19 protein-coding genes, 1 tRNA gene and 2 pseudogenes are annotated in these 24564 nt (G+C 63.0%); 10 read left to right on the top strand and 12 right to left on the bottom strand.

Annotation, left to right across the window (positions count from 1 at the left end; genetic code table 11):
• Positions 1 to 136: 136 nt before the first annotated feature.
• Complete coding sequence (locus tag DK391_RS29675; RefSeq protein ID WP_109481566.1) at positions 137 to 634, bottom strand: hypothetical protein; 498 nt, start codon at positions 632 to 634, stop codon at positions 137 to 139.
• A gap of 508 nt (positions 635 to 1142) precedes the next feature.
• On the opposite strand from DK391_RS29675, the gene DK391_RS29670 reads away from it, so the two are divergent.
• From DK391_RS29670 to DK391_RS29660, 3 genes and pseudogenes are all read left to right on the top strand, one after another.
• Positions 1143 to 2753 (top strand): ATP-binding protein, encoded by a 1611-nt coding sequence (locus DK391_RS29670; RefSeq protein WP_109481565.1) that lies wholly within the window; start codon positions 1143 to 1145, stop codon positions 2751 to 2753.
• Positions 2754 to 2906: 153 nt separating this feature from the next.
• Positions 2907 to 3401: a response regulator gene (locus tag DK391_RS29665; protein ID WP_109481569.1), complete on the top strand. Its 495-nt coding sequence runs from the start codon at positions 2907 to 2909 to the stop codon at positions 3399 to 3401.
• A 106-nt stretch (positions 3402 to 3507) separates the two neighbouring features.
• A pseudogene (locus DK391_RS29660) lies at positions 3508 to 5499 on the top strand (response regulator).
• Positions 5500 to 5633: 134 nt separating this feature from the next.
• Here the strand turns inward: DK391_RS29660 and mscL are convergent.
• The 5 genes from mscL to mfd all read right to left on the bottom strand — a co-directional run bounded on the left by mscL (position 5634) and on the right by mfd (position 13509).
• Positions 5634 to 6083 carry a large conductance mechanosensitive channel protein MscL gene (mscL, locus tag DK391_RS29655; RefSeq protein ID WP_109481568.1) on the bottom strand — a complete coding sequence of 150 codons (450 nt, stop codon included), beginning with the start codon at positions 6081 to 6083 and terminating at the stop codon, positions 5634 to 5636.
• A gap of 248 nt (positions 6084 to 6331) precedes the next feature.
• The gene (locus tag DK391_RS29650) at positions 6332 to 7354 is read right to left on the bottom strand and encodes a threonine/serine dehydratase (protein ID WP_109481564.1); all 1023 of its coding nucleotides are present in this window, start codon (positions 7352 to 7354) and stop codon (positions 6332 to 6334) included.
• Between the two features lie 72 nt (positions 7355 to 7426).
• Positions 7427 to 8674, bottom strand: coding sequence for an acetylornithine deacetylase (argE, locus tag DK391_RS29645; RefSeq protein WP_109481563.1), 1248 nt, complete (start codon positions 8672 to 8674; stop codon positions 7427 to 7429).
• 146 nt (positions 8675 to 8820) lie between these two features.
• Positions 8821 to 10011, bottom strand: a complete 1191-nt coding sequence (locus DK391_RS29640) for a M20 family metallopeptidase (RefSeq protein WP_109481562.1) — start codon at positions 10009 to 10011, stop codon at positions 8821 to 8823.
• Positions 10012 to 10020: 9 nt separating this feature from the next.
• Entirely contained in the window at positions 10021 to 13509 is a 3489-nt protein-coding gene (gene mfd, locus DK391_RS29635; protein ID WP_109481561.1) for a transcription-repair coupling factor, read from the bottom strand.
• A 252-nt stretch (positions 13510 to 13761) separates the two neighbouring features.
• Between mfd and ispD the strand changes: the two are divergent.
• The 3 genes and pseudogenes from ispD (at position 13762) to DK391_RS29620 (ending at position 16380) form a co-directional block, all read left to right on the top strand.
• Positions 13762 to 14472, top strand: a pseudogene (ispD, locus tag DK391_RS29630) (2-C-methyl-D-erythritol 4-phosphate cytidylyltransferase).
• A gap of 90 nt (positions 14473 to 14562) precedes the next feature.
• Positions 14563 to 15042 (top strand): 2-C-methyl-D-erythritol 2,4-cyclodiphosphate synthase, encoded by a 480-nt coding sequence (gene ispF / locus DK391_RS29625; protein WP_109481560.1) that lies wholly within the window; start codon positions 14563 to 14565, stop codon positions 15040 to 15042.
• A gap of 144 nt (positions 15043 to 15186) precedes the next feature.
• On the top strand, positions 15187 to 16380 hold the full coding sequence (locus DK391_RS29620; protein ID WP_109481559.1) for an acyltransferase: 1194 nt from the start codon (positions 15187 to 15189) through the stop codon (positions 16378 to 16380).
• Between the two features lie 74 nt (positions 16381 to 16454).
• Here DK391_RS29620 and DK391_RS29615 read toward each other — a convergent pair whose 3' ends face one another.
• From DK391_RS29615 to ompR, 4 genes are all read right to left on the bottom strand, one after another.
• Complete coding sequence (locus DK391_RS29615) at positions 16455 to 16979, bottom strand: carboxymuconolactone decarboxylase family protein (protein ID WP_109481558.1); 525 nt, start codon at positions 16977 to 16979, stop codon at positions 16455 to 16457.
• 76 nt (positions 16980 to 17055) lie between these two features.
• Positions 17056 to 17604, bottom strand: coding sequence for a peroxiredoxin (locus tag DK391_RS29610; RefSeq protein ID WP_109481557.1), 549 nt, complete (start codon positions 17602 to 17604; stop codon positions 17056 to 17058).
• Positions 17605 to 17875: 271 nt separating this feature from the next.
• Positions 17876 to 19225 carry an ATP-binding protein gene (locus DK391_RS29605; RefSeq protein ID WP_109481556.1) on the bottom strand — a complete coding sequence of 450 codons (1350 nt, stop codon included), beginning with the start codon at positions 19223 to 19225 and terminating at the stop codon, positions 17876 to 17878.
• A 40-nt stretch (positions 19226 to 19265) separates the two neighbouring features.
• The gene (ompR, locus tag DK391_RS29600) at positions 19266 to 19991 is read right to left on the bottom strand and encodes a two-component system response regulator OmpR (RefSeq protein ID WP_109481555.1); all 726 of its coding nucleotides are present in this window, start codon (positions 19989 to 19991) and stop codon (positions 19266 to 19268) included.
• A 240-nt stretch (positions 19992 to 20231) separates the two neighbouring features.
• On the opposite strand from ompR, the gene DK391_RS29595 reads away from it, so the two are divergent.
• The gene (locus DK391_RS29595) at positions 20232 to 20567 is read left to right on the top strand and encodes a hypothetical protein (protein ID WP_109481554.1); all 336 of its coding nucleotides are present in this window, start codon (positions 20232 to 20234) and stop codon (positions 20565 to 20567) included.
• A 142-nt stretch (positions 20568 to 20709) separates the two neighbouring features.
• Complete coding sequence (locus tag DK391_RS29590; protein ID WP_109481553.1) at positions 20710 to 21870, top strand: DUF1501 domain-containing protein; 1161 nt, start codon at positions 20710 to 20712, stop codon at positions 21868 to 21870.
• A 19-nt stretch (positions 21871 to 21889) separates the two neighbouring features.
• Here the strand turns inward: DK391_RS29590 and DK391_RS29585 are convergent, their stop codons facing one another.
• Entirely contained in the window at positions 21890 to 22723 is an 834-nt protein-coding gene (locus tag DK391_RS29585; protein WP_109481552.1) for a squalene/phytoene synthase family protein, read from the bottom strand.
• Between the two features lie 288 nt (positions 22724 to 23011).
• Here DK391_RS29585 and DK391_RS29580 point away from each other — a divergent pair.
• Positions 23012 to 23098, top strand: a tRNA-Leu gene (locus tag DK391_RS29580).
• Between the two features lie 174 nt (positions 23099 to 23272).
• Here DK391_RS29580 and DK391_RS45015 read toward each other — a convergent pair.
• Complete coding sequence (locus tag DK391_RS45015) at positions 23273 to 23410, bottom strand: hypothetical protein (RefSeq protein WP_204117465.1); 138 nt, start codon at positions 23408 to 23410, stop codon at positions 23273 to 23275.
• A 225-nt stretch (positions 23411 to 23635) separates the two neighbouring features.
• Between DK391_RS45015 and DK391_RS29575 the strand changes: the two genes are divergently transcribed.
• On the top strand, positions 23636 to 24409 hold the full coding sequence (locus DK391_RS29575; RefSeq protein ID WP_109481551.1) for a class II aldolase/adducin family protein: 774 nt from the start codon (positions 23636 to 23638) through the stop codon (positions 24407 to 24409).
• The last annotated feature ends 155 nt before the right edge of the window (positions 24410 to 24564 follow it).

Below are 24564 nucleotides of genomic sequence, written 5' to 3'. Positions count from 1 at the left end.
AGCGGCTTTCTTTTGCCTACTTTTCTTTGCCGCGGCAAAGAAAAGTAGGTGCTGCCCCGCACAGGGGCGACGCGTGAAGTGCGAAGGCAAATCGCGGATGCCAGCGAAACCAAACCCCGCGCAGCGAAAAGACCCCTTACCTCAAAGACCTCGGCGTAGGATCCCCAGCCGCCGCATCCCGTCTAACGCCCCGGCGCGCGCTAGCCGCCGTCCGCGTAGCACCAAATTCAGGCAAAATCCGTGACCTCGCGCGACTGGCAAACACGAGAAAACCGAACCCGTCGGCCTCATACCAGTAACCGCCGTTCTCCAGTCCATCGAGCGGCTGCTCCAGCGCATTGGCGATCGATTCGATACAGCGCCGCCGCAATTCGGCAACAGCGGGATAGGGCGGCTGCGCGCCCCTCACACTGCATAGCAGAACGTCGAGTCCCGGCAGCACATGCGCATACAGCACAGGCTCATCCTGCGCGCGGGCGCGCGCAATCTTGGTGTCGAGCTGACCGAACGGCTTGAAATGTCGCAGCACAGCGAGGAACGACTCATCGCCGTCCACCTTCGCGCGTCTGCGCTTTTTCGGGAAGGACATAGATACTCGCCTGAAAAAGAATTGCAAGAAACGCAGCGTCCTCATGCGACCACTCCCGGCTTCGCGCGCCGCACGTCGATCTTTTATAGCATACGAAACTGCCGGATACACGGTGATTCGTCTGTCTCACTCCATCGTCCGTGCGAACCCGGCCGAATCGCGTCGCCGTGCGCTTTCGCATCCCCTGTGCATCTGGTCTCAATAATAGACTCACACGCGCTGCGCGTGTTTCCGGACCCGTAAAAAAAGACATTTTTATGTGCGCCACCCCTTCCTCGGCGCGCATTGAAATATCCGCTGCACCCGTCGATAATGGCCGCGTCCCAGTCGTGGTGCGGCTTTCAGCAATATCGGTCCAGCCTCTGGACCGCCGGGCGCGCGGCCGGCCGTGGCATATGAGTGAAAATATTGATAGCGTTTGCCACGCGGCGACGTTAGACACGCGCCGCACGGCGGCCATGCATGCGCATCGCGCATGACTGCGCCGTCGTCCAGGAGAACGGAAGCGGCGCGGGTCGCGCCGGACGTTCGTGCCGCATAGCGCCAGCCATTCATGAAACTGTTCTCAAAAGGACTATTGCTGATCGCGTTGCCGAGCGCCATCGAACTGGTGCTGCTCGGCGTCGTCTTCGACATGCAGGCGCAAACCACGCGTGCCGTCGAACGTTCGGCGGACAGCAAGCAGATCCTGTATCAGGCGGCCGCACTCGAAAACCCCGTGCTCCGGCAGGTCGCGCGGGTGCGCACGGGCATCGCCACGGGCGATCCGTCCTTCATGGACCGGCATGCGGCGTGGGTCGATATCGGTGACCGGCTCGGGCGGCTCGAAGAGGGCGTTGCCGACACGCCCGAGCAGATCCTGCGCGTGCAGCGCATGCGCGAAGAGGTGGACAGCTACCGCCAGCAGACACTGTCCGTCGCGCAATCGTTGCGCATGGGCGCGACCATGAAGCCGTTCGCCACGCTTGAAGGCGGCGATCTGCCCGCGCAGGTGGTGCGCTTTCGCGAACAGTTGACGGCTTTCATCGACGCAGCCTCGCGGCTCGAAACCGAACGCAACGCCACGCTTGCCAGAACGCGCCAGCGCCAGCAATACGCATTGATCGGCGCGGTGATCGGCTCGATGCTGCTGTGGGCGGGCACGGCCTTCGCATTCGCACGCGGGAGCGGCCGGCGGCTCGATGTGCTCGCCGAGAACGCGCAGCGTCTTGCCCACGCGCAGCCGCTGCCGGCGCCGCTGGCGGGCAACGACGAAATCGCCGCGCTCGATTCGGCACTGCATCGCACGAGCGAGTTGCTGCGTACGGCCGACCAGAATCAGGCCGCGCTGAAGGCCTCGCTGCAAACACGCGCGGCGGAGCTGGCGAGCGTCAACGAGACGCTGCGCCAGGAGACGCAGGACAACGAGATGTTCATCTACAGCGTGTCGCACGATCTGCGCTCGCCGCTGGTCAACATGCAGGGCTTCTCGAAAGAACTGCAGGTTTCGTGCGATGAACTGCGCGCGACCGTGGTCGGCGCGAATCTGCCCGCCGACGAACACAACCGGCTCGCGCACGTGCTCGATGGCGACGTGCAGGAATCGCTGCGCTTCGTGCGCTCGTCGGTGACGCGCGCCGCGGCGATCATCGAGGCGCTGTTGCGCATCTCGCGCGCAGGCCGGCTCGAATATCAATGGCAGCGCGTGAGCGGGGGCCGCCTGGTCGCGCGCGCCGTCGACGCGCTGCAGTCGCGCATCGAGGCGCGCCATGCCGAGGTCGTCGTGCGCGAGTTGCCGACCGCGTGGGGCGATCCGTCCGCTATCGAGCAGCTGTTTGGCCAGTTGCTGTCTAACGCGATCAATTTTCTGGATCCGGCGCGGCCGGGGCACATCGAAATCGGCGCGCTGGACGGCGGTCACGACGAGAGTCCGCAGTCGTCGGCGCCGCGCACGCGCACCTACTTTGTGCGCGACAATGGCCTCGGCATTCCGGCCGCGTACATGTCGAAAGTGTTTCGCGCCTTCCAGCGGCTGCATGGCGATGTCGCGCAGGGCGATGGCGTTGGGCTTGCACTCGTGCGGCGCACTGTCGAGCGGCATGGCGGGCGCGTGTGGGTCGAATCGGCGGAGGGCGCGGGATCGACCTTCTTCGTCACGCTGCCCGACCAGCCGATGCGCCACTGAGACGCATGCCAGACGGCTGCCGGCATGTGTAAAGGTGCAAGAAGCCGTAAGCCAACAGCCGCATAATAGCGGGCAGCGAGTCGTACCATTCACGCAGTCGCAGCTCACGCGCAACGCATCGTCCAGATGCGGCGCAAGGGCGCCGGAGGAAACATGTCACACGGGGAAGCGGTCGGCAAGTCGGTCGGCATCGTGCTGATCGAGGACGATGACGGGCATGCCACGCTCGTCGAGCGCAATCTGCGGCGCGCGGGCATTTCAAACGGTTTTATCCGCTTTGCCGACGGCCAGGAAGCGCTCGATTATTTCTTCGGCGAACCGCATGCAGGCGGGCACACGAACGGCCGTCCGGCGCGCGATGAACTGGCGAACTACGTCGTGCTGCTGGATCTGAAGATGCCGCGTGTCGATGGCTTCGAGGTGCTGCGGCGGCTGAAGGAGTCGTCGGCGACGGCGTCGATGCCCGTCATCGTGCTGACCACCACCGACGATCCGCGTGAGATCGAGCGCTGCTACGAACTGGGCTGCAACGTGTATATCACCAAGCCGGTCGAATACGATGCGTTTATCGAAGCCGTGCGGCGGCTGGGTTTTTTCCTGCAGGTAGTCAAGCTGCCGCCGGGACAGCGTTACGCGCCCGCAGCATAATCGGGCGTACGCCGTGCTGCGCTGAAGCAGGCATGCGGCGATGCATCCGGCATGACGGCCGCGCTGCCGCAGTCTCCGATCCGTTTCATTGACCGACTCATCTGGCATGACAGAAGACGCAACCTCGCTACCCGCCGCTCTCGTGCTCGTCGTCGACGACGACGAAGGTATCTTGCGCCTTGCGCGCAAGTCGCTGGAGCGCGCCGGCTGCCGGGTCGAACTGAGCAGCAGCCTGGAGGCCGCGCACCGCTCGATCGTCGCGAATCCGCCCGACCTGATCGTGCTCGACTATCAGCTCGACGGCGCGGAAACGGGGCTCGATTTCTTCCGTCGCCTGCGCAGTGAAGGCGTGCGCATTCCCGCCATTCTCGTCACCGGCTTTACCGACGAATCGCGCGTGATCGAAGCGCTGCGTTCGGGCGTGTCCGACGTCGTGCCCAAAGCGGGCGACTATCTCGACTATCTGCCCGAAGCCGTCGAACGGGTGCTGGCGCAGACGCGGCTGCAACGGGCATCGGCGGAAGCGCTGCTGCTGCGCGAGCGTGAAGCGCATTACCGGATGCTGTCGGAAGCGCTGCCGCACCTCGTTTTCCCGTGCGCGGCGAACGGCGATTGCGAGTTCGTTTCGAAGCAATGGGTCGAATACACGGGGCACGACGACAGGCAGGCGCTGGGCCTCGCGTGGCTCGACGCCGTGCATCCCGACGATCGCGAAGCCACGCGCCGCAGCTGGCTCAGAACGGTGCGCGGCGATGGCGGCGACTATCGCAGTGAATTCCGTATCCGTCGCCATGACGGTGCGTATCGCTGGGTCGACGCGCGCATTGCCGCGATGCGTGACGCGAACGGCGCCGTTAGCAAATGGTTCGGCAGTTGCACGGACATCCATTCGCAACGTGAAGCCATCGAGGAGCGCGACCGCCTGCTCGCGTCGGAGCAGGCCGCGCGCCAGACAGCCGAAGAGGCGAACCGCGCCAAAGACCGTTTTCTTGCGATGCTGTCGCACGAGTTGCGCACGCCGCTCACGCCCGTGCTGGCGGGCGCGCGCATGCTCGAGATGATGCAGGACGTGCCCGATGCGGTGCGCGCGGGCGTCGTGATGATCCGCCGCAACGTCGAACTGGAAGCGCGCCTGATCGACGATCTGCTCGATCTGACGCGGGTGGCGAACGGCAAGCTGCGTCTGTCGCTGGAAACCGTGGATGTGCATGACGTGATCGAAAGCGTGCTCGAACTGTTCCGCAGCGAGATTCAGACCAAGCAGCAGGACGTGCATGTCAGCAAGAGCGCACAGCATCATTTCGTGATCGCCGACCGCGCGCGGCTCCAGCAGATGCTGTGGAACCTGATCCGCAATGCCGCGAAGTTCACGCCGGACGGCGGCCACATCTATGTGCGCACCCGCGATGAACGGATGCACGTGCAGATTTCCATTGAAGACACGGGCGTGGGCATCGAGCCTGAGCAGATCGGCAAGCTCTTCAATGCGTTCGAGCAGGGCAGCCAGAACATGTCGCGGCAGTTCGGCGGGCTCGGGCTGGGGCTGGCCATCACGAAGGCGCTGACGGACGCGCATGGCGGCACGGTGACAGCGCAAAGCCCCGGCGCGCATTGCGGCGCGACCTTCACGATCACGCTGCCCACCGCCGAAGAGCCGCTCGCCGAACCCGTCGCGCCCGTGGCGGCGATCACGCAGTCTTCGGGCGGCCTGACGATCCTGCTGATCGAAGACCACGCGGATACGGCGGAAGTGATGGCGCAACTGATGCGCACGCTCGGCCATGAAGTGGAAGGCGTGGGCCGCGTCGCCGATGCGATCGCCGCCACGCAAAGCGCCACGTTCGATCTGATCGTCAGCGACGTGGGCTTGCCCGACGGCACGGGCCTCGACTTCATCTAGGTTTTCCGCGAACGCGACGATTCGCCCGCTGTGGCGCTGACGGGCTTCGGCAGCGACGAAGACATCCGGCGCTGCCTGGAGGCGGGTTTCACATCGCACCTGACCAAGCCCGTCAACTTCTCGCAACTCGAGCAGGTGATCGAAGGCGCGGCAGTGGTGAAGACGCAGAAAAGCGCGGGCGAGGCGAGAACGAACTAATGGCGCTCGGAAGACGCCATCCGCTCGAAGTTATCCGGTGAAAGCACGAAGGGTCTGTTGCGCGCGTGGCGCAACAGACCCTTCGTGTTGTGTGCTCGCTGACTGCGCGGCGCGCGGGCGCCGCGTCGATGCCGTCAGACCCGCGGCTGTTTCAGCGAATCGCGGATCTCACGCAGCAGCAGCACGTCTTCCGGCGTGGGCGCCGGCGGTGCCGGCGGCGCAGCGGGTTCGAGCGTGCGCAGCTTGTTGATGAACTTGACCATCATGAAGATGATGAAGGCAAGAATCACGAAGTTGATTGCGACGGTAATGAACGAGCCGTAGCCGAACGCGGCGACGCCTGCCGTCTGCAGGTCTTTGTAGGATTCGGGGTTGCCTTTGAAGTTGTCGGGTATGTGCCCGAGCAGGATGAACTTGTTGGAGAAGTCGAGGCCACCCGTCGCCACGCCGACGACGGGCATGATCAGATCCTTCACGACGGAATTGACGATCGTCGAGAACGCGCCGCCGATGATCACACCGACTGCGAGGTCCATGACGTTGCCTTTGAGGGCAAATTCCTTGAATTCCTTGACGATGCTCATCGGGCAGTTCTCCTTGAAGTCGATGGCGACATGATAGCCAACGATCGGCGCAGCGTGAAATGATTTGGCGCCCGATCGCAGTGAACCTTCAGATGCGAGCCTGATCTGGCCGCCATGTCGCAGAAGTGAAAAGGAACCGTCGGGGATTGCAAACGGCGGGCCTGCCATGCATGCAGCGAGTGTTCGTGTGCAATAGCGTGCCGTCCTTGTAACGGCAAGGTGTTGTAAGAATGCGTGGCGCGTGGCGCCTAGACTTCGGCGGCGCGCGCCTGCTCGATGTGCGCAGCGAACGTGACAGGGTCCGTATTGGTCCCGCATAGCAGCACGCCGACGCGTTTGCCTTGCAACTGCTCGCGCAACGGGCCGAGCAGGGCCGCCGTGGCTGCCGCGCATGCCGGTTCGACGGCCAGCTTCAGTTGCGTGAACAGTGTCAGCATGGCTGCACGCAAGGCATCGTCGGTGACCGTGACGATGCGGTCGACATGGCGGCGGCACAACTCGTAGCTGTATTGCTCCGTGTGCGGCGCCTTCAGCGAATCGGCGATCGAATGCATATGGCTCATGCTGAGCGTGTGATTCGCGGCGAAGCTGCGGCTCATCACGTCGGCGCCTTCCGGCTCGACGCCATACACATGCACGCGCGGATTGGCGAGACGCAGTGCTGTCGAAACGCCCGCCGCCAGACCGCCGCCGCCAATCGGCACGATCACGGCATCGAGATCGGGCGTCTGCGTCGCCCATTCGTAGCCGAGCGTCGCCGTGCCGAGCACGGTACGGTAACCAGTGAACGGATGCACGAAATAGCGGCCTTCCTCGGCCTCGATACGGCGCACGATCTCGAATGCAGCTTCGACGTTGTCGGCCATCACGACTTCGGCACGATACTGGCGGCACAGCGCGACGCGCGCGGGGTTCGCCGCATGCATCACGACCACCTTTGCACTGACACCCATGCGCATCGCCGCATAGGCAACCGCCACGGCATGATTGCCGCCCGACACGCAGGTCACGCCCGCGCTGCGCTGGGCTTCGTCGAGTGCGAGCAGATTCGAAAACGCGCCGCGCGCCTTGAAGCTGCCGCCTGCCTGCAATAGCTCGAACTTGAAATTGACCAGCGTGCCTTCGAGCGTCGGAAAATCCAGCCGGTCGAACACGGGGGTTCGCACCACCCACGGCGTCAGCGCGAAATGCTGCGAAGCGATGTCGTCGAGGGTGGGGATCGGCTCGCCGTCGATCGTGTGGTCAGTGTGCTGCGGCGTGGCGGTGGACATGGCGTGCGTCGTCGGTAGGTGAGGTCCGCGTGTTATGCCTTGTTGTTGTGATGTTGTTATGTCGTGCGTCGATCAATGCGCGTGCGCATCGACCGACATGCTGTGAATGAACTTGCCAAGGAACTGCTCGCACTGCGCGAGCTGATCGAGCGTGACGAATTCGTTCGCCTTGTGGGCCTGCACAATGTCGCCGGGACCGCACACGATGGCGGGAATGCCCGCCAGCGAGAACAGCCCCGCTTCCGTGCCGTAGGCGACCTTGCGCTTGTCCTGATCGCCGGTCAGCGCGCGCACCAGTTGCGTGATGGCCGCCTGTTCCGTGGCATCGAGGCCGGGCGCGGCGGCGATTTTCGTAAATTCGATGGCAGCGGCTTCGTGCTCGCGCTTCATCTTCGGCAACAGCGTCTCGCGCGCGTACTGGTCGATGCGCGCGAAGATCGGCTCGGGATCGAGCGTCGGCAGATTGCGGAACTCGAATTCGAAGCTGCATTCGGCGGGCACGGTGTTGATCGCGTTGCCGCCCTTGATCGTGCTGGTTTGCGCCGTGGTAAATGGCACATCGTAGAGCTGATCGAACGGGCCGTGCTCGCGGAACTGGTCGGCCATATCGCGGATGTAGCAGATCAGCCGCGCCGCGTATTCGATGGCGTTCAGTCCTTTCGGCGTCAGCGACGAATGTGCCGCGAAGCCACGCACGCAACATTGATACGCATTGATGCCCTTGTGCGCGATGATAGGACGCATGCTGGTCGGCTCGCCGACGATGCAGCCATCCGGCTTCACACCGCGCTTCATCAGATCGGCGATCATCAGCGGCGCGCCGACACAACCCACTTCTTCGTCGAAGGAAAAGGCCAGATGGATCGGCTTGGCGAGTCTGGTCTGCTGCATTTGCGGCACGAGCGTCAGCGCCGCGCCGATAAAGCCTTTCATGTCGCAGGTGCCGCGCCCATAGAGCTTGTCGCCGCGCACTTCGGGCTTGAACGGGTCGCTGTCCCAGTTCTGGCCGTCCACCGGCACCACGTCCGTGTGGCCCGATAGCACGATCCCGCCATTGGTCTCGCCGTCATGCGCCGGAATGGTCGCGAACAGGGTCGCCCATTTGCCGCTTTCGTCGTGGGTGAGCGTGGCGTCGATGCCGCGTTCACGCAGCGCGTCGCGCACCGTTTCGATCAGGCCGAGATTCGGATTGCGGCTGACGGTATCGAACGATACGAGGCGGTTGACCCAGGGAAGCGAAGCGGGAGAAGACGTACCGGCGGAAGCTGCGGAAGAGGAAGACGTTTGGGCAGATAGCGCTTGGTCAGCGACCTGAGACATGACTTTGGCTCCAGCTTGTGTGTCTTTCGATCATCCCCAAATAACGCTTAATTAGCCAAAGCTCATAAAGCCCGGTGGCTTGCGGGACGGGGCTTTGCGCGATGCAGCAATCGGCGGCCCGGGTTGAAAACGCTGGCTGACGCGGGTCACGAAGGGCCGTTTTCGGGCGCGAGCAGCATCGTCAAGGCGCGTTCATAGATGCGATAGACAGGCACGATGCTGGCGAGTTCGATACGTTCGTCGGCGGCATGGATGCCTTCGCAGCGCACACCGAAGCCGCATAGCGCGGGCACACCGAGCGACGCGAGGTAATTCCCGATATTCGACGGTCCCGCGACGGCCAGCGGTAGATCCGCGCTTAGTTCACTGCGCGCGGCACGCCGCAGCGCATCTGTCATCGGATGCGAATCCGGTACGCGGTACGCGGGCCAGCCCGGCATCCATTCGATCGACGTTGCGAGTTCGGGAGCGATGTGCACGTCCTGATCGCGAACGATACGTTCGATCAGCCGCTTTGCTTCATCCGCGTCGAAGGCAGGGGTGAGGCGGCAATCAAGATTGAGTTCGCAACGATCCGGCACGCTGGTGTAAGTGCCGTCGCCCGCGCGCAGTCCGGTGACGGTCAACTGCGCGGGACGGCCGAATGCGGGATCGGCGGGCAGGGTGCATCCGTCCAATGCAGCGGCGAGCGTCGCGCCGCGTATGGCTGCATTGATGCCGCGCGTGCTGCTCGCGCCCGAGTGCGCCGCCACGCCGTGCACGATCAGCTTCGCGCGCAGGAAGCCGCGTGCGCCGGCCATGATCCGGTCGATGCCGGGATAGCCGATCAGTACGCCGTCGGGTCTGGGCGCATCGGGTGCATCGAAGAAGGCGCGCGCGCCGCCGAAACGGCCCGTGTGTTCATCGAGATCGAACAGCACGCCGAGCGTGCCTTCGAGCGCCGCTGCACGTTGCGAGAACGCCGCGGCGAGATGCGCGAAGATCGCGACGGCCGCCTTGCTGTCGGCGCTGCCGCGCCCGTATAGCCAGCCGTTTTCGATGTGCGCGCTCAACGGCGGCCAGGTCCACGTCGCTTCGTCGCCGAAGCCGGCCGTGTCCAAGGTTGCGTTGAGCAGATAGTGCGGACCCGCGCCCGCGCCGCCGCGTATCGCTACGTGCAGGGCGAGCGGCTCGCCTGTAGCGGAAACGATCCGGCGCGAACGCACGTCATGCGCGTCGAGCCACGCTTCGATGCATGCCAGCACAGGCGTGCGCGCATCGATCCGGCCACGGCTCGGCACGCGCACCAGCGCCGTCAGCAGGTCGACGATCGATGCCGTATCAGGCACGCCCGTCATGCGGCAGCGTTACGAAGCGACGCGCTGACCTGCCGCGCCTTTCGCCGGCGCGCCGAGCGCGCGCAGCGTTTCCTTCACGGTCGCGACACGCACCGTGAAGTCCGGGCTGCGCGATTCGATACGCAGCTTGTCCTGGCCCGCGAGCTTGATGTGCTTGTGCTTCTGGACCATTTCGATGATGCGCATCGCGTCGATGGGCGGATTCGGGATGAACTGCAAGCCGATCACTGCTTCGCCCGCATCGATCTTGGAGATGCCGAGCGGCTTCGCAGCCAGCCGCAAGCGATGCGTCTCGACCAGCGCATGCGCCTGCGGCGGCATTTTGCCGAAACGGTCGATCAGCTCTTCCTGGATGCCATCGATAGCGTCGCTGTGTTCGCAGTTCGCGAGCCGCTTGTAGAGCGACAGACGCTCCTGCACGTCGCCGCAGTAATCGGCGGGCAGGATCGCGGGCGTATGCAGGTTGATCTCGGTCGTGGCAGCCAGCGGCGACGTGAGGTCCGGCTCCTTGCCGTTCTTCAGTGCCTTGACGGCGTCGTTGAGCATGTCGGTATAAAGCTGGAAACCGATCTCGTGGATTTCGCCCGACTGCTTGTCGCCGAGCACTTCGCCCGTGCCGCGGATTTCGAGGTCGTGCATCGCCAGATAGAAGCCCGCGCCGAGTTCTTCCATCTGCTGAATGGCTTCGAGCCGACGCTGCGCCTGCTTGGTCAGCCCTTGCGGATCGTGCACCAGCAGATACGAGTACGCCTGGTGATGCGAGCGCCCGACGCGGCCACGCAACTGGTGAAGCTGCGCGAGACCAAACTTGTCTGAGCGATGGATCAGGATCGTGTTCGCGCTCGGCACGTCGATGCCGGTTTCGATAATCGTCGTACACAGCAGCACGTTGGCGCGCTGCGCGACGAAATCGCGCATCACCCGTTCCAGTTCGCGTTCGTGCATCTGGCCGTGCGCCACGGCAATGCGCGCTTCCGGCACCAGCGCTTCGAGCATCTGCCGGCGATTCTCGATGGTCTCGACTTCGTTGTGCAGGAAGTACACCTGGCCGCCGCGCTTCAGTTCGCGCAGCATCGCTTCGCGGATCACGCCATCTTCCTCGCGACGCACGAAGGTCTTGATCGCGAGCCGCTTTTGCGGCGCGGTGGCGATCACCGAGAAGTCGCGCAGACCTTCCAGTGCCATGCCGAGCGTACGCGGAATCGGTGTCGCGGTAAGCGTGAGCACATCGACTTCGGCGCGCAGCGCTTTCAACGCTTCCTTCTGGCGCACGCCGAAACGGTGTTCCTCGTCGATGATCACGAGCCCGAGCCGCTTGAACTGCACATCCGACGACAGCAGCTTGTGCGTGCCGATCACGATATCGACGCTGCCTTCGTTGATCTGCTGGATCGACGCGCTGACTTCCTTGCCCGTCTTGAAGCGCGACAGTTCCGCGATACGCACCGGCCAGTCGGAGAAGCGGTCGGTGAAGGTCTGCGTATGCTGTTCGGCGAGCAGCGTGGTAGGCGAGAGCAGCGCGACCTGCTTGCCGCCCATCACGGCGATAAAGGCCGCGCGCAACGCCACTTCTGTCTTGCCGAAACCGACGTCGCCGCACACGAGGCGGTCCATCGGCTTGCCGCTCGTCATGTCGCCGATCACGGCGGCAATCGCGGCGGCCTGATCGGGTGTTTCCTCGAAGCCGAAGCTTTCGGCGAATTTCACGTAGTCGCGCGGTTCGAGCGCGAACGCGTGGCCCTCGCGCGCGGCACGGCGGGCGTACAGGTTCAGCAGTTCGGCGGCGGTATCGCGGATCTGCTGCGCGGCCTTGCGCTTGGCTTTTTCCCACTGTCCCGAACCGAGCGCATGCAACGGCGCGCTTTCAGGGTCGGCGCCGCTGTAGCGCGAGATCACATGCAATTGCGCGACGGGCACGTAGAGCTTGCTGTCGCCCTGGTATTCGAGGTGCAGGAACTCGGTTTCGCCTTCGCCGAGATCCATCGTCACGAGGCCCATGTAGCGGCCGATGCCATGCTGCGAATGCACGACGGGATCGCCGACCTTCAGTTCGGACAGGTCGCGCACCATCGAATCGACGTTGCTCGCCTGTTCCTGGCGGCGGCGTCCCGCGCGACGCGCAAGCGGGCCGTACAGTTCCGTCTCGGTGAGGATCGCGACGCCTTCGGCGGGCACGGCGAAGCCATTCGCGAGCGGCGCGACGCCGAGCGCGAAGCGCGCGTCGGAGGTCAGCCAGTCGGCGTAGCTGTCGGCGGAAGCGGGGCGCAGTTCGTTGTCCGCGAGCAGTTGCGCGATCGTCTCGCGACGGCCCGCCGATTCCGCCGCGAACAGCACGCGGTTCGGCGTGGTGGCGAGCCACGCGCGCAAGGCGGCGACGGGATCGTCGGCATGGCGGTCGATGGCCAGATTCGGCAGCGGCACGGCCCAGCCGCCGCCCGCATTACCCGGCAGCGACAGGCGCGCGAACGGCTTGGCAAACGTATAGAAATCTTCGTCCGACAGGAACAGGCGCTTCGGTTCGAGAATCGGCCGGTCGCGGTCATGCGACAGAAAACCGTGGCGCTGCTTCGTATCCGCTGTGAAGCGCCGGATAGCGGCATCCAGATCGCCGACGAACACCAGTTGCGCGTTGTCGGGCAGATAGTGAAAGAGGGTGGCCGTCTCTTCGAAGAACAGCGGCAGATAGTATTCGATACCCGCCGACGGCACGCCGTTGCCGATGTCCTTGTAGATCGACGCGCGGCTCGGGTCGCCCTCGAACACTTCGCGCCAGCGGCTGCGAAATGCCGTGCGCGCGGCTTCGTCGAACGGGAACTCGCGGCCGGGCAACAGGCGCACGTCCTTCACGGGATACAGGCTGCGCTGCGAATCGGGATCGAACGCCCGGATCGAATCGACCTGATCGTCGAACAGGTCGATCCGGTACGGCAGCGGCGAACCCATCGGGAACAGGTCGATCAGCGAGCCGCGCACGCAGTATTCGCCGGGACGCACGACCTGGCTTACATGCTCATAGCCGGCCAGCGTCAGCTGTGCTCTCAGCTTCGCTTCGTCGAGACGCGCGCCCTGCGAGAAGGAAAACGTATACGCGGCCATGAAGGACGCGGGCGGCATGCGGTACAAGGCCGTCGTGGCGGGCACCAGCAGGATGTCGCAGCGGCCTTCGCCGAGATCGTGCAGCGTGGCCAGACGCTCGGACACGAGATCCTGGTGCGGCGAGAACGAGTCGTAGGGCAGCGTTTCGCAGTCGGGCAGCAGACGCACCCGCGCTTCCGGCGCGAAGAACGCGAGTTCCTGCGTGAGCCGCTGCGCATCGACAGCGCTCGCACAGACCACCGCCAGCAGCGGCATCTGCGCCTTGTGCGCGAGGTGATAGCGCGCGATCAGCAGCGCGTCGGACGACCCGTGCGGGCCATCGAACACGAAACGTTGGCCGGCCTTGACCAGCGCGACGGGCGTTGAGGAGGAAGACTGCGTGGATGCGGCGATGTCGGGCATAAAAGGGAAACGGCCTTTGGGTGGCGCCAATGAACGACGATTCAACGGTCTACTGCATCAATCTGCAGCACAAAAGCTGCAGCACAAGCGCTGCGGGACACAACTGCGAAAACCAATGAAAACCCCCAGCGGACGCCGCGTGGACGTGACGCTGAAAGTGCGTAATCGGCAAGTTTACGCGTGCTCGGCTATGCGTGCCGGAGACCTATTATAAAATCCGTCCTTTACTTTCACCTGCAACGCGTCTGTTCCGTGACTTCCCGCCTTTTTGCACTGATCCCTTGCGCCGGCACCGGCAGCCGTTCGGGCGCGCCGATGCCCAAGCAATATCGCACCGTCGCGGGACGCGACATGTTGCACTATTCGCTCGCCGCCTTCGACGCCTGCAGTGAGTTCACGCAGACGCTCGTCGTGCTCGCGCCCGACGACCAGCACTTCGACGCGCGCCGCTTCGCCGGCTTGCGCTTTGCCGTGCAGCGTTGCGGCGGCGCGTCGCGGCAGGCTTCCGTGCTCAACGGGCTGCACGCGCTGTCCGAATTCAACGCCCACGACGACGACTGGGTGCTGGTGCACGACGCCGCGCGTCCCGGCATCACGCCGGGGCTGATCCGCGCGCTGGGCGGCGCGCTGAAGGACGATCCCGTGGGCGGCATCATGGCGCTGCCCGTCGCGGATACGCTCTAGCGCGTGACGCCGAACACCGACACCCGCAGCGACCACACCGAGCCGCGCGACGGCCTGTGGCAGGCGCAGACGCCGCAGATGTTCCGCATCGGCATGTTGCGCGAGGCGATCCTGCGCGCCCAGAGCGACGGCCACGATCTCACCGACGAAGCCAGCGCGATTGAATGGTCGGGACACGCGCCTAAACTGGTGCAGGGCAGTTTGCGCAATTTCAAGGTCACATATCCCGAAGATTTCGAACTGGCCGAAGCGATTCTCGCGCGCGGCACGTCGAGCTGACGGGCATGCCGTCCGTGTCACGCGGGCAGGCAGCCTGTGCGGCGGCAGCATCATCACAACGCTTTCACGAAACAACGGAACCCCACGCATATGGATTTGAGAATCGGACAAGGCTATGACGTTCACGCACTGGTGCCGGGACGCCCGCTGATTATCGGCGGCGTGACGATTCCGTACGAGCGCGGGCTGCTCGGCCACTCGGATGCCGACGTGCTGCTGCACGCGATCACCGACGCGCTGTTCGGTGCCGCCGCGCTCGGCGACATCGGCCGCCACTTTCCCGATACGGCGACGGAGTTCAAAGGCGCCAACAGCCGCGTGCTGCTGCGCGAATGCGCGGCGCGCATCGCCAAGGCGGGCTTCACGATCCAGAACGTCGACAGCACCGTGATCGCGCAGGCGCCGAAGCTTGCGCCGCATATCGAAGGCATGCGCGCAAATATCGCCGAAGACCTCGGTTTGCCCATCGAGCGCGTCAACGTGAAGGCGAAGACCAACGAAAAGCTCGGCTATCTCGGCCGTGGCGAAGGCATCGAAGCGCAGGCCGCGGCGCTGTTGCTGCGCGCTTGAGCGTCTCGTTGTAGCGGGTCAGATTTGCCTGGCCCGCGCGTGAACATGCATCATTTGCCGGTTTCGCGCGCGAAAATGCGTTAAAAAACCCGAATTCGGCCGCTGCGAATTTTTGTCGATATTTGTCCGTTTACAGTGGGCCGCATGAAGTCAAGCGGACGGACAAGGGCGGCGGTCGATACGCACGTCGAACATGCGGGACACGCGAAGCGCCACGTGCGTGGCCTCGATGGGCTCAGAGCGCTGGCTGTCGTGCTGGTGTTCCTGTCGCACAAGGCGCACGTCGAAGCCATCGACGTCGGCAAGCTCGGTGTGTGGATTTTCTTTCTGATCAGCGGTTTTCTGATCATCGGCGAACTGCATCGCGACCGTCTGCGCATCGAGGCGGGCAGCGCGCGGCGCCAGGCCGTGATGTGCGTGTTTTTCATGAAGCGCGCACTGCGCATTTTCCCCATCTACTATCTGTTGCTGATCGCGCTGTCGATCGCGCATGCGTTGTTCTATCAGCGCGATGTCGATCTTGGACTCGCGTGGCACTTCGCTTTTCTGTCGATCTACTGGATCGGTGTCGTGAAGGACGGCTGGCCGGGGTCGGTCTCGCTCTTCTGGAGTCTCGCCGTCGAGCAGCAGTTCTATCTCGTCGCGCCATTTTTGCTGGTGTTGACGCCGGCCTCGAAGCAGCGGAGGGTGTGTGTGCTGATGGTCGTAGCCGGCGTCATAGGTCATCTTGCGATGCATGCCGCCGATGCCAGCGAGCCTTTGCTTTACGCGTTCTCGCCGTTGAACGCCGCGCTGCTTGCGCTAGGTGGATTGTGCGGCGTGATGAGGCGGCAGGGGATCGCCGGTGGGCGTTCGTCGATCGGGAGCGCCGGCGCGCTCGGTATGCTGCTGTTTGCGACGCTGCCGATCTGGGATCAATGGACGTTGCCAGTGCGCATGCTTAATTCCGCATGGATCGAGATTGGCCTCGCGCTGTCGCTGTGCATGCTGTTCGCGTGGATCGTCGGCGGTCCTGGCGGCTTTGTCGTGAGAGCGCTGGAGTGCGAGCCGCTCGCTTATCTCGGCAAGATCAGTTACGGCTTCTATCTGTTTCACAACCTGATTCCGGCGAAGTTCGGTCACGTGCCATCCTGGTTTGCCTGGCTGCATGCGCCGTCGTGGATGCCAACGCTATTCGCACTCACGCTGCAATTCGCGCTCGCCGTGCTGCTCGCACATCTGTCGTGGCATCTGATCGAAAAGCCCCTGCTCGAACTGAAAAAGCCGCTCGAGGCAGCGATTGCACGCAGATTGCCCGCTGTGAGGACGCAAACGCAAACGCAAACTCAGTCTCGCTAACTACATCGCGACCAATGCAAAACGCCACGCATGGCGTGGCGTGTTTGATCGTGCGGGAGAGGCGAGCGCCAGGCTTACTTGCCTTCAGCGACGATCACTTGTGCCGCCGCATTGACGACGGCCGCGATACGGCCGACGTCGCGCAGTTGCGTCGAGCTCATGCCTTCGGCGACGAGCGTCTCGAAGTGCGACTTCACGCAATGAGGGCACTTGCCGATGATCGATGCCGAGAGCGCAAACATCTCGAAGCGGCGCTTGTCGACGCCGCCATGCGACGCATACGCGTTCATGCGCAAGCCAGCCGGCTGCGACTTGAGATCGGCGCTGTCCGCCATGTCGAGGTACGGATACCAGACGTTGTTCATGCCCATCAGCGAGGCCGCCGTCAGCGCGCCGTTGACTTCTTCCGGCGACAGCACACCGGATTCGCGGATCGCGGCGATGATCTTCGGGCTTTTCGCAGCGAACGCGGCGGCGAGCGCGACGCCGACGGCATCGTTGCCTTCCAGCGATGAGCGCGCAATCGTGCCGTCCAGATTCAGGCGAATGTCTTTCGCGTAATCGGGGATCCACTCCTTAATCGCGGCGATGAATTCCATTGATATCTCCTATCAAATAACCGATAAAAAAGCCCGCTGGCCTTTTCAAGCTTAGCGGGCTTTCAGCTGCACGGTATTACAGCGTCGCGCCGCCGACTGCGCGGTTGCACGGGCACAGTTCGTCCGTTTGCAGACCGTCCAGGATACGCAGGACTTCTTCCGGGTTACGACCGACGTTCAGGTTGTTCACCGAAACGTGCTGGATCGTGTTGTCCGGATCGACGACGAAGGTGGCGCGCAGCGCGACGCCAGCTTCCTTGTCGCGCACGCCGAGCTGGTCGATCAGCTCGCCCTTGACGTCGCCGAACGCGTAGTGGTTCAGCTTGCTCAGGTCCTTGTGCTCGCGGCGCCATGCGAGCTTGACGAATTCGTTGTCGACGCTGCCGCCGAGCAGAATCGCGTCACGCTCTTCGAAGTCCTTCGCCAGCTTGCCGAATTCGACGATTTCCGTCGGGCAAACAAACGTGAAGTCCTTCGGGTAGAAATAGATGATCTTCCACTTGCCCGGGAACGACGATTCGGTGATTTCTTCGAACGCCGACACGCCGTTCTCTTCGTGGTTGTTGAAACCCGGCTTCGCAGCGGTGACGGTAAAGGCTTCGAGCTTATCGCCGACAGTTTTCATGCGTTGACTCCTTGAGAAGTGGCAAAGAAGATTCAAAACAGCCCGCTCAAACTACACGCTGGCTATAACGAACGCGTGTCACGAAGAAAACTATAACTCTATTAGTCAATCGACTCAATAGTTTTTATCTAACAACGTAGATAGATTTTCTCGAACACATCGATAGTGCATTTTAGAACGATCGTTTTTGCACAGATGCGGGGAATAATTTGCTCAAAAATGTGGCAGATGAAAATGCGAGGCGGATATTTCCGCCGGCTATCTGCTCATTTCAGACGCTTCGGGCGAGCGGGAACTCAATCGTGACTTCGAGGCCGGGCAGCGGCGTGCGATTACGCAACCGCAATGCACCACGATAACGCCCGACCAGCCGCTGCACGATCGCCATGCCAAGGCCCGTTCCGTTCGCTTGCGTGCGTGCCGAATTCACGCGATAGAACGGTCGCGTGACGAGCGCGAGTTGATCTTCCGGAATGCCCGGACCTTCATCGACGACGGATAGCTCAACGCGAGAATGCGAGACACGCGGCTCAAGAATCACATGCGGGCTACCATCCGATTCAGATAGACCGTACTTGCGTGCGTTCTCAATCAGATTGCCGACGACGCGTCTGATGTCCGTCTCGTCTGCTTCGATCACGGCGGAGGGTGCAAGGCGCGTGACCAGTCGCATGCCGTCTTCGCTCGACATGCGTGCGGCCAGTTCGCCGGCGATCACCGAGAGATCCACCGGTTCAGGGTTTCGCGAAACCGGGCGCGCGTAGTCGAGGAAGCGCCCGATGATCATGTCCATCTGTTCGATGTCGTCGATCATCGCGTCCTTGGTCGCCTGATCCGACGGACTCATTTCCGTCTCCAGGCGCAGACGCGCGAGTGGCGTGCGCAGATCGTGCGAGATACCGGCGAGCATCAGCGCGCGATCGGCTTCGAGTTGCTCGAGATCCTGCACCATCTGGTTGAAGCTTCGATTGGTTTCCGCCGCGACGCCCATGCCACGCTCGGGCAGTTTCTCGGGCGCCTGGCCCGAGCCGACCTTGCGCGCGGCCATCGCCAGCCGCGCGAACGGACGGTTCACGAGACTCGTGATGAATGCCGCGCCGAATAGCGACAGCGCCAACGCGAAAATACCCCAGCCGGCCCACTGCAAACCCGTGACGCTATCGAGTTGATCGCGGTCGAGGGCGACCCAGTAATCGTCGTCGTCGATCTTGAAGCTGATCCACACGCCGGGAATATCGTTCACCGACTGCGCGATGATCGTGTCGTCGCCGAGACGCCCGCGAATGTCATGTTCGATCAAACGATTGAGCGATTCGTCGGGCTGGAGCTTGTACTTGTCGGTGGTTTCGCGCGGATACACGCGCACGCCTTCATTGCTCTCCAGATCCTGCAGCAGTGCGCGCCGCAGATCGGGATCGGAATAGAGGAGTGCGGTGCGCGTGAGCTTGACGATCGCGACGAGCTGCAGCGCGACGCGTTGTGCACGCGGCTCGCGCTCGATCACGCGAAAGCTCTGGAACCATGCGGCGAGGCTGACCGCGATGAGGAGCGCGATCAGCAGAAACGTTCGCCAGAACAGGCCGCCGAACGCGAGCGTCAGGAGGCGCCGGTCGATCCGCATGCGGCCTTCTTATTGAAGAGAGACAACTGGAACGGCAAACTCAGGCTGCGCCGTCGGGAATGAACACGTAGCCCAGACCCCACACGGTCTGGATGAAACGCGGGCTGCCCGGATCCGGTTCGATCAGCTTGCGCAGACGCGAAATCTGCACGTCGAGACTGCGATCGAACACTTCGTATTCACGACCGCGCGCGAGTTCCATCAGCTTTTCGCGCGACAGCGGTTGACGTGGATGGCGCGCGAATACCTTGAGCACCGAGAATTCGCCCGTGGTCAACGGGATTTCCTGGCCCGCCTTGGTGAGCGTGCGCGTGGCGAGGGTCAGCGCGAATTCGCCGAACTCGAAGACTTCCGACGTTTCCGACGGTGCGCCCGGCAATTCGGACGGCGACTGACGGCGCAACACGGCGTGAATGCGCGCGACCAGCTCACGCGGATTGAATGGCTTGGGCAGGTAATCGTCGGCGCCCATTTCGAGGCCCACGATGCGATCGACATCCTCACCCTTGGCGGTGAGCATGATGATCGGCGTGCGATCGTTGCTGCCGCGCAGACGCCGGCAGATGGAGAGACCGTCTTCGCCCGGCAGCATCAGGTCGAGCACGAGCAGATCGAAACGTTCACGCACCCACAGCTTGTTCATCGAGGGCGCATTCTCTGCGACATAAACGTTGAAGCCCTGCTCGCCGAGGTAACGGCGCAGCAGATCGCGTAGGCGCGGGTCGTCATCGACGACGAGGATTTTCGAAGGGTTTTTGGTTTCCATGGTCGGCATCTTAGCGCGATTAGAAAGGGGTGCGCGTTTGCACCAATTATCACGTAACAGTCAGTTACAAAATTTACCCGGCCTGTGGCACGACGTAAAGCCTTGGCGCTTACACTCCTTTACTGTTTGCGCCAGTTCGGTAGATACTTCACTCGAATAAAGCTCTCGCACCCGGTTTCGAGAACCGGAGTCAATACACGTATCTGAGGTTGCCGGTTGCCGCGCCACGAAGGGAACAAGATGAAGGGAGGGGTCTGGCCGACTATGCGCCTGAGCGTGATCGCAGTAGCAGTGGCGATCGTGTTCGCGAGCGCGTTGAGCCCGGCCTCCGCCTATGCCGATTCCTCGACGGAACGCAGCACAGATACGCGCCCGCCTCAGCGTCCGCATATGCGCTCGAGCCGCCAGCCGCACAATCCCAACGCCGACAACCCGGCGTCCGACACGATCATGCGAGCAACTGCCGTGCCGCCTGATCTCGACCAGCGCCGACGCGACGGACACATGACGCCCGAAGAACGGCGTCTCTTGCGTCAGCATATCGAAGACGCCGTTCGCGAACTCTACAAGCGCTGACACCTGGGGGTTTTGCATTTCACTTTTGATCGTCCGTTGACGCTTTCGCGCGACGGCGGTGCGCTAGCCGTTGCCGTTGCGCGCAGTCGTTGATTCCCGAGGTCGTCCCGACGTGTTTTCGAGTCTGTTTCGTGAGGCATCGATGAAGCGACGCGAGTTTCTGACGATGGCGGCCGCAGCGGGCGCTTCAATCTCGATGCCACGCGTGTTCGCTGCGCCACAGATGAGCGGCGGCATATCGTCGCAAGTGGATGCGGGCGCAACGGGTCGCGAGCCTGCCCGCAAACTGCTGATCCTGATCGAACTGAAGGGCGGCAACGACGGGTTGAACACTGTCATTCCTTTTACCGATCCACAGTACTACGCACTGCGCGAGCGCATCGCGATACCGCGCGAGCAGGTGTTGCCGCTGACTGGGCGAGCGGCGCTGCATCCCGCGATGCGCCCATTGCTGCCGTTATGGCGCGAAGGGCAACTGGCGATCGTTCAGGGTGTGGGCTGCGGGCAGGAGCAGGCATCGCATTTCCGCTCGATGCAGATCTGGGACACGGCATCCTCTGCCGAGGTCTATCGGCGCGACGGCTGGCTGAGCCGCGCGAAGGGCCAGTGGGCTGTCACACATCCGGATGTGACGATGGCCTCGCTCGGCAGCGCGGAGGCGGGGCCGTTCGCAGGTGCCGGGATGTCGCGCGACGAGGCTGAAATCGCGTGGTCGCGTGTCGACGATCCCGACACGGCGCCGCACGTTGATTCCGCCGATACCGACGAACGCCAGGTCGCGTCGACTCGAACATTCGACGTTGGCAACTCGCCCACCTTTCGCGATTCGATCGACGAGGTGTTGCGCAGCATTTGGCTTGGCAGAACACCTCGCCTGAACGGGGCGATCCGGCTGACGCTCGATGGTTTCGATACGCATAGCAATCAACCCGAACGGCATGCAGCCTTGCTCGCACAACTCGCCGACGGCTGTGCGGCGCTTCGAGCCGCACTGACGCAACGCGGCCACTGGCGCGATACGCTGATTCTGACGTATTCGGAATTTGGCCGGTCGGCGCGTGAGAACCTGCATCGTGGAACCGAGCATGGCGCCGCCGCCGCGCATTTCGTGATGGGCGGCGCAGTGCGGGGCGGTCTGTATGGTCGCGCGCCCGATCTGTCGCGACTCGATGCCGCCGGCAATCTTCCCGTCGCGGTAGATTTCAGGCGGCTCTACGCAACCGTACTGGGTGGGTTTCTGAAACTGGATGCACGTGCCGTCCTGCAGGACGATGTGCAGCCATTACCGCTGCTGCGCGCGTAAGGGTCGATGCCTGTGCGGGTCAGTGCTTGCGCGCGGCGCGCCACGCGACCCACAACTTGCGGATCGGCGTGAGCGCAATGCGCTGATGCAGCACGTGATACCCGTCGCGCTCGATTTCGTCGAGCAGCGCCAGTGCCAGCGCCGCCAGCGCACGCAAGGTGCGCTGCGAGTGACGCTCGCCGACGGGCAGGGCGGCGAGCGCGGTGCGGATCGCATCGCGGGCGCGCGTGGTCTGAAAGCGCATCAACTCGGTGAACGCATCCGTGTATTTGCGGTTGATCAGATCCGCGGCGGTCACGTTGTAGCGCTGCATCTCGTCGATGGGAATATAGATGCGACCGTGCCGCGCATCGTTGCCCAGTTCGACGACGATCTGCGCCAGCATCAACGCTTCGCCGAGCGGCTCGGCCCAGGCTTGCGCCTGCGCGGGATCACGCGCCGTCGCACGCGCGACCACCGACGCGAAGTTGCCGCCAACGCCCGTCATATAGCGGCGCAGGTTGGGATAGTCGAGATAGCGCGCCTGGTCGAGATCCATCTCGAATCCCGCGAGCAAGGCCTGCAGCGCGGGATATTCGGCCTGCACGTCAGGCAGATGTGCAGCCAGCGCCTGTGATACGGGATGGGTCGGCTCGCCTGCTGCGAGCGCGGCCGCTTCCTTTTGCCACCACGCGAGCTTGGTGCGTCCGATGGTGGGATCGGAGGTTTCCTTGACGGTTTCTTCGAACTCGCGACGCAGCGCGAACAGCGCGGTGAGCAGCGGCTGCCGGGCGGCGGGCGCCTGGCGCAGTGCATAGTAGGTGCTCGAGCCGGGAGGCGCTGCTTTCTGCAGGCAGTATTCGTCGAAATTCACGGGTTTGGCTTGTGGGGAGGCGGTCGCGCACGGCTGTGCACGCAAGACCGAAAATTGTAGCATCGACAGTATTCGACAGATGCAGACAAGCGCAGACCAATCGGTTAGAATCTCGCGCTTACGCTTTCGGCGGTGCCGCGTTCGACGTGCTTTAAGGTGCGTCTGACCACGGTGGCGGCAGGTTTGATCCTACAGGCTCAGATTTGCCCACGCAGATGACATCGCGATGAAACCGCGACGTCTGACGCCGACGAGACATCGGATGCTGCTTCCATGCGGCGCCCGGCTGCGAGGGTGGCGAAATTGGTAGACGCACCAGGTTTAGGTCCTGACGCCCGCAAGGGTGTAGGGGTTCGAGTCCCCTCCCTCGCACCAACTATGTTGTAGAGCAGTACTGGCTGTAAATGAGACCCCGCCTGTCATCGACTCGCGGGGTTTTTTGTTTTGCGCGTCGTTCATGCCGTTTCCGCAGCATGGCGAAATCATGCGCACAAAAAACCCCGCTCTGTGGCGGGGTTTGTCGCATCTCACTGACGCTGCGCGGCCGGCTTAGTGGCAGCGCTTTTCCCAGTGGTGATGCACGCGCACCTTGTGGCACTCGTGGTGATGCGGCGGGTTTGCAAACGCCGACGACATGCTCACGAAACCCGCAGCAGCGGCGACCAGTGCCAGAACAACCTTCTTCATTTTCGATCCTTGGAGTCAGAGAAAAACCGCGAGCGGGAATCGTAGCAAGCAAGGTTTACGATTTCCTTCAGGTTGCGCATTCGACGCTTCTACGCAACGTTTTTTCTGTTTCCTGCGCTTCGCGATCTGGTTGCACGCGCAACGAGATTCTCCTATTCTGCGCTGACCCGCTATACGAGCGTTTGCATCGTTTGCATCGCCGGATTGTGCGAAGGGGAGAGTGCAATGTCCGTGACCGACGTGAGACAAACCTCAGAGACCGGCACGCATGCCGATGCCGAACGCGCCTTGCGTGTGAGGCTGGCGGGCACGTATCGCGTGTTCGCGATGCTCGGCTGGACCGAACTCATCTATAACCACATCACCGTGCGCGTGCCGGGCACGGACAGTCACTTTCTGATCAATCCGTTTGGTCTGCACTACACGGAAGTGACGGCGTCGAACCTGGTGAAGATCGATGTGGACGGCAAGGTGCTCGATGGTTCGACGCATCCCGTGAATCCCGCTGGCTTTGTCGTGCATGCCGCGATTCATCGCGCGCTGCCTGATGCGCATTGCGTGATGCATACGCATACGACAGCGGGGCTAGCCGTTGCGTGCTCGCAAACCGGGCTGGTCAACAACAACTTCTATTCGGCGCAATTGCATGAGATGGTTGCGTATCACGATTTCGAAGGCATCACCATTCGCGCCGATGAAGGGCCGCGCCTGCTTGCCAATCTGGGTGACAGGGGCCTGCTGATCTTGCGCAACCACGGTCTGCTCGCGATCGGCGAGACCATTGCGCAAGCCTTCGCGCGTCTCTGGACGCTCAATCGTGCCTGCGAAATCCAGCTGGCGACGGCCGCACTCGGCCCGGCGCGCATGATCGGCGACGACATTGCCGCGCGCTGCACGCGTGACTCGCTGCAACTCGATCCGCGTCACGGCGCGGGCGATGATGTGCTGAATGCGTTGCTGCGTCAGGTGGATGCAATCGATCCGACCTATCGCGACTAGTTGGACACACTCAGGCACGCAAAGCCAAACGCACGCAAGCATGCGAAACAGCGATGCGAGCCAACTTGTGAATGAGTGTTTAAGGAATTAGGCAACGACGGTTTCGACGGCGCAGCGCGAGCGCCGTTCGATGCACGACCCGGACTTCGTCTGAT

The organism is Paraburkholderia sp. C35 (genome assembly GCF_003121405.1).
Classification (GTDB): domain Bacteria; phylum Pseudomonadota; class Gammaproteobacteria; order Burkholderiales; family Burkholderiaceae; genus Paraburkholderia.
This window is presented reverse-complemented; position numbering and strand designations above follow the sequence as displayed.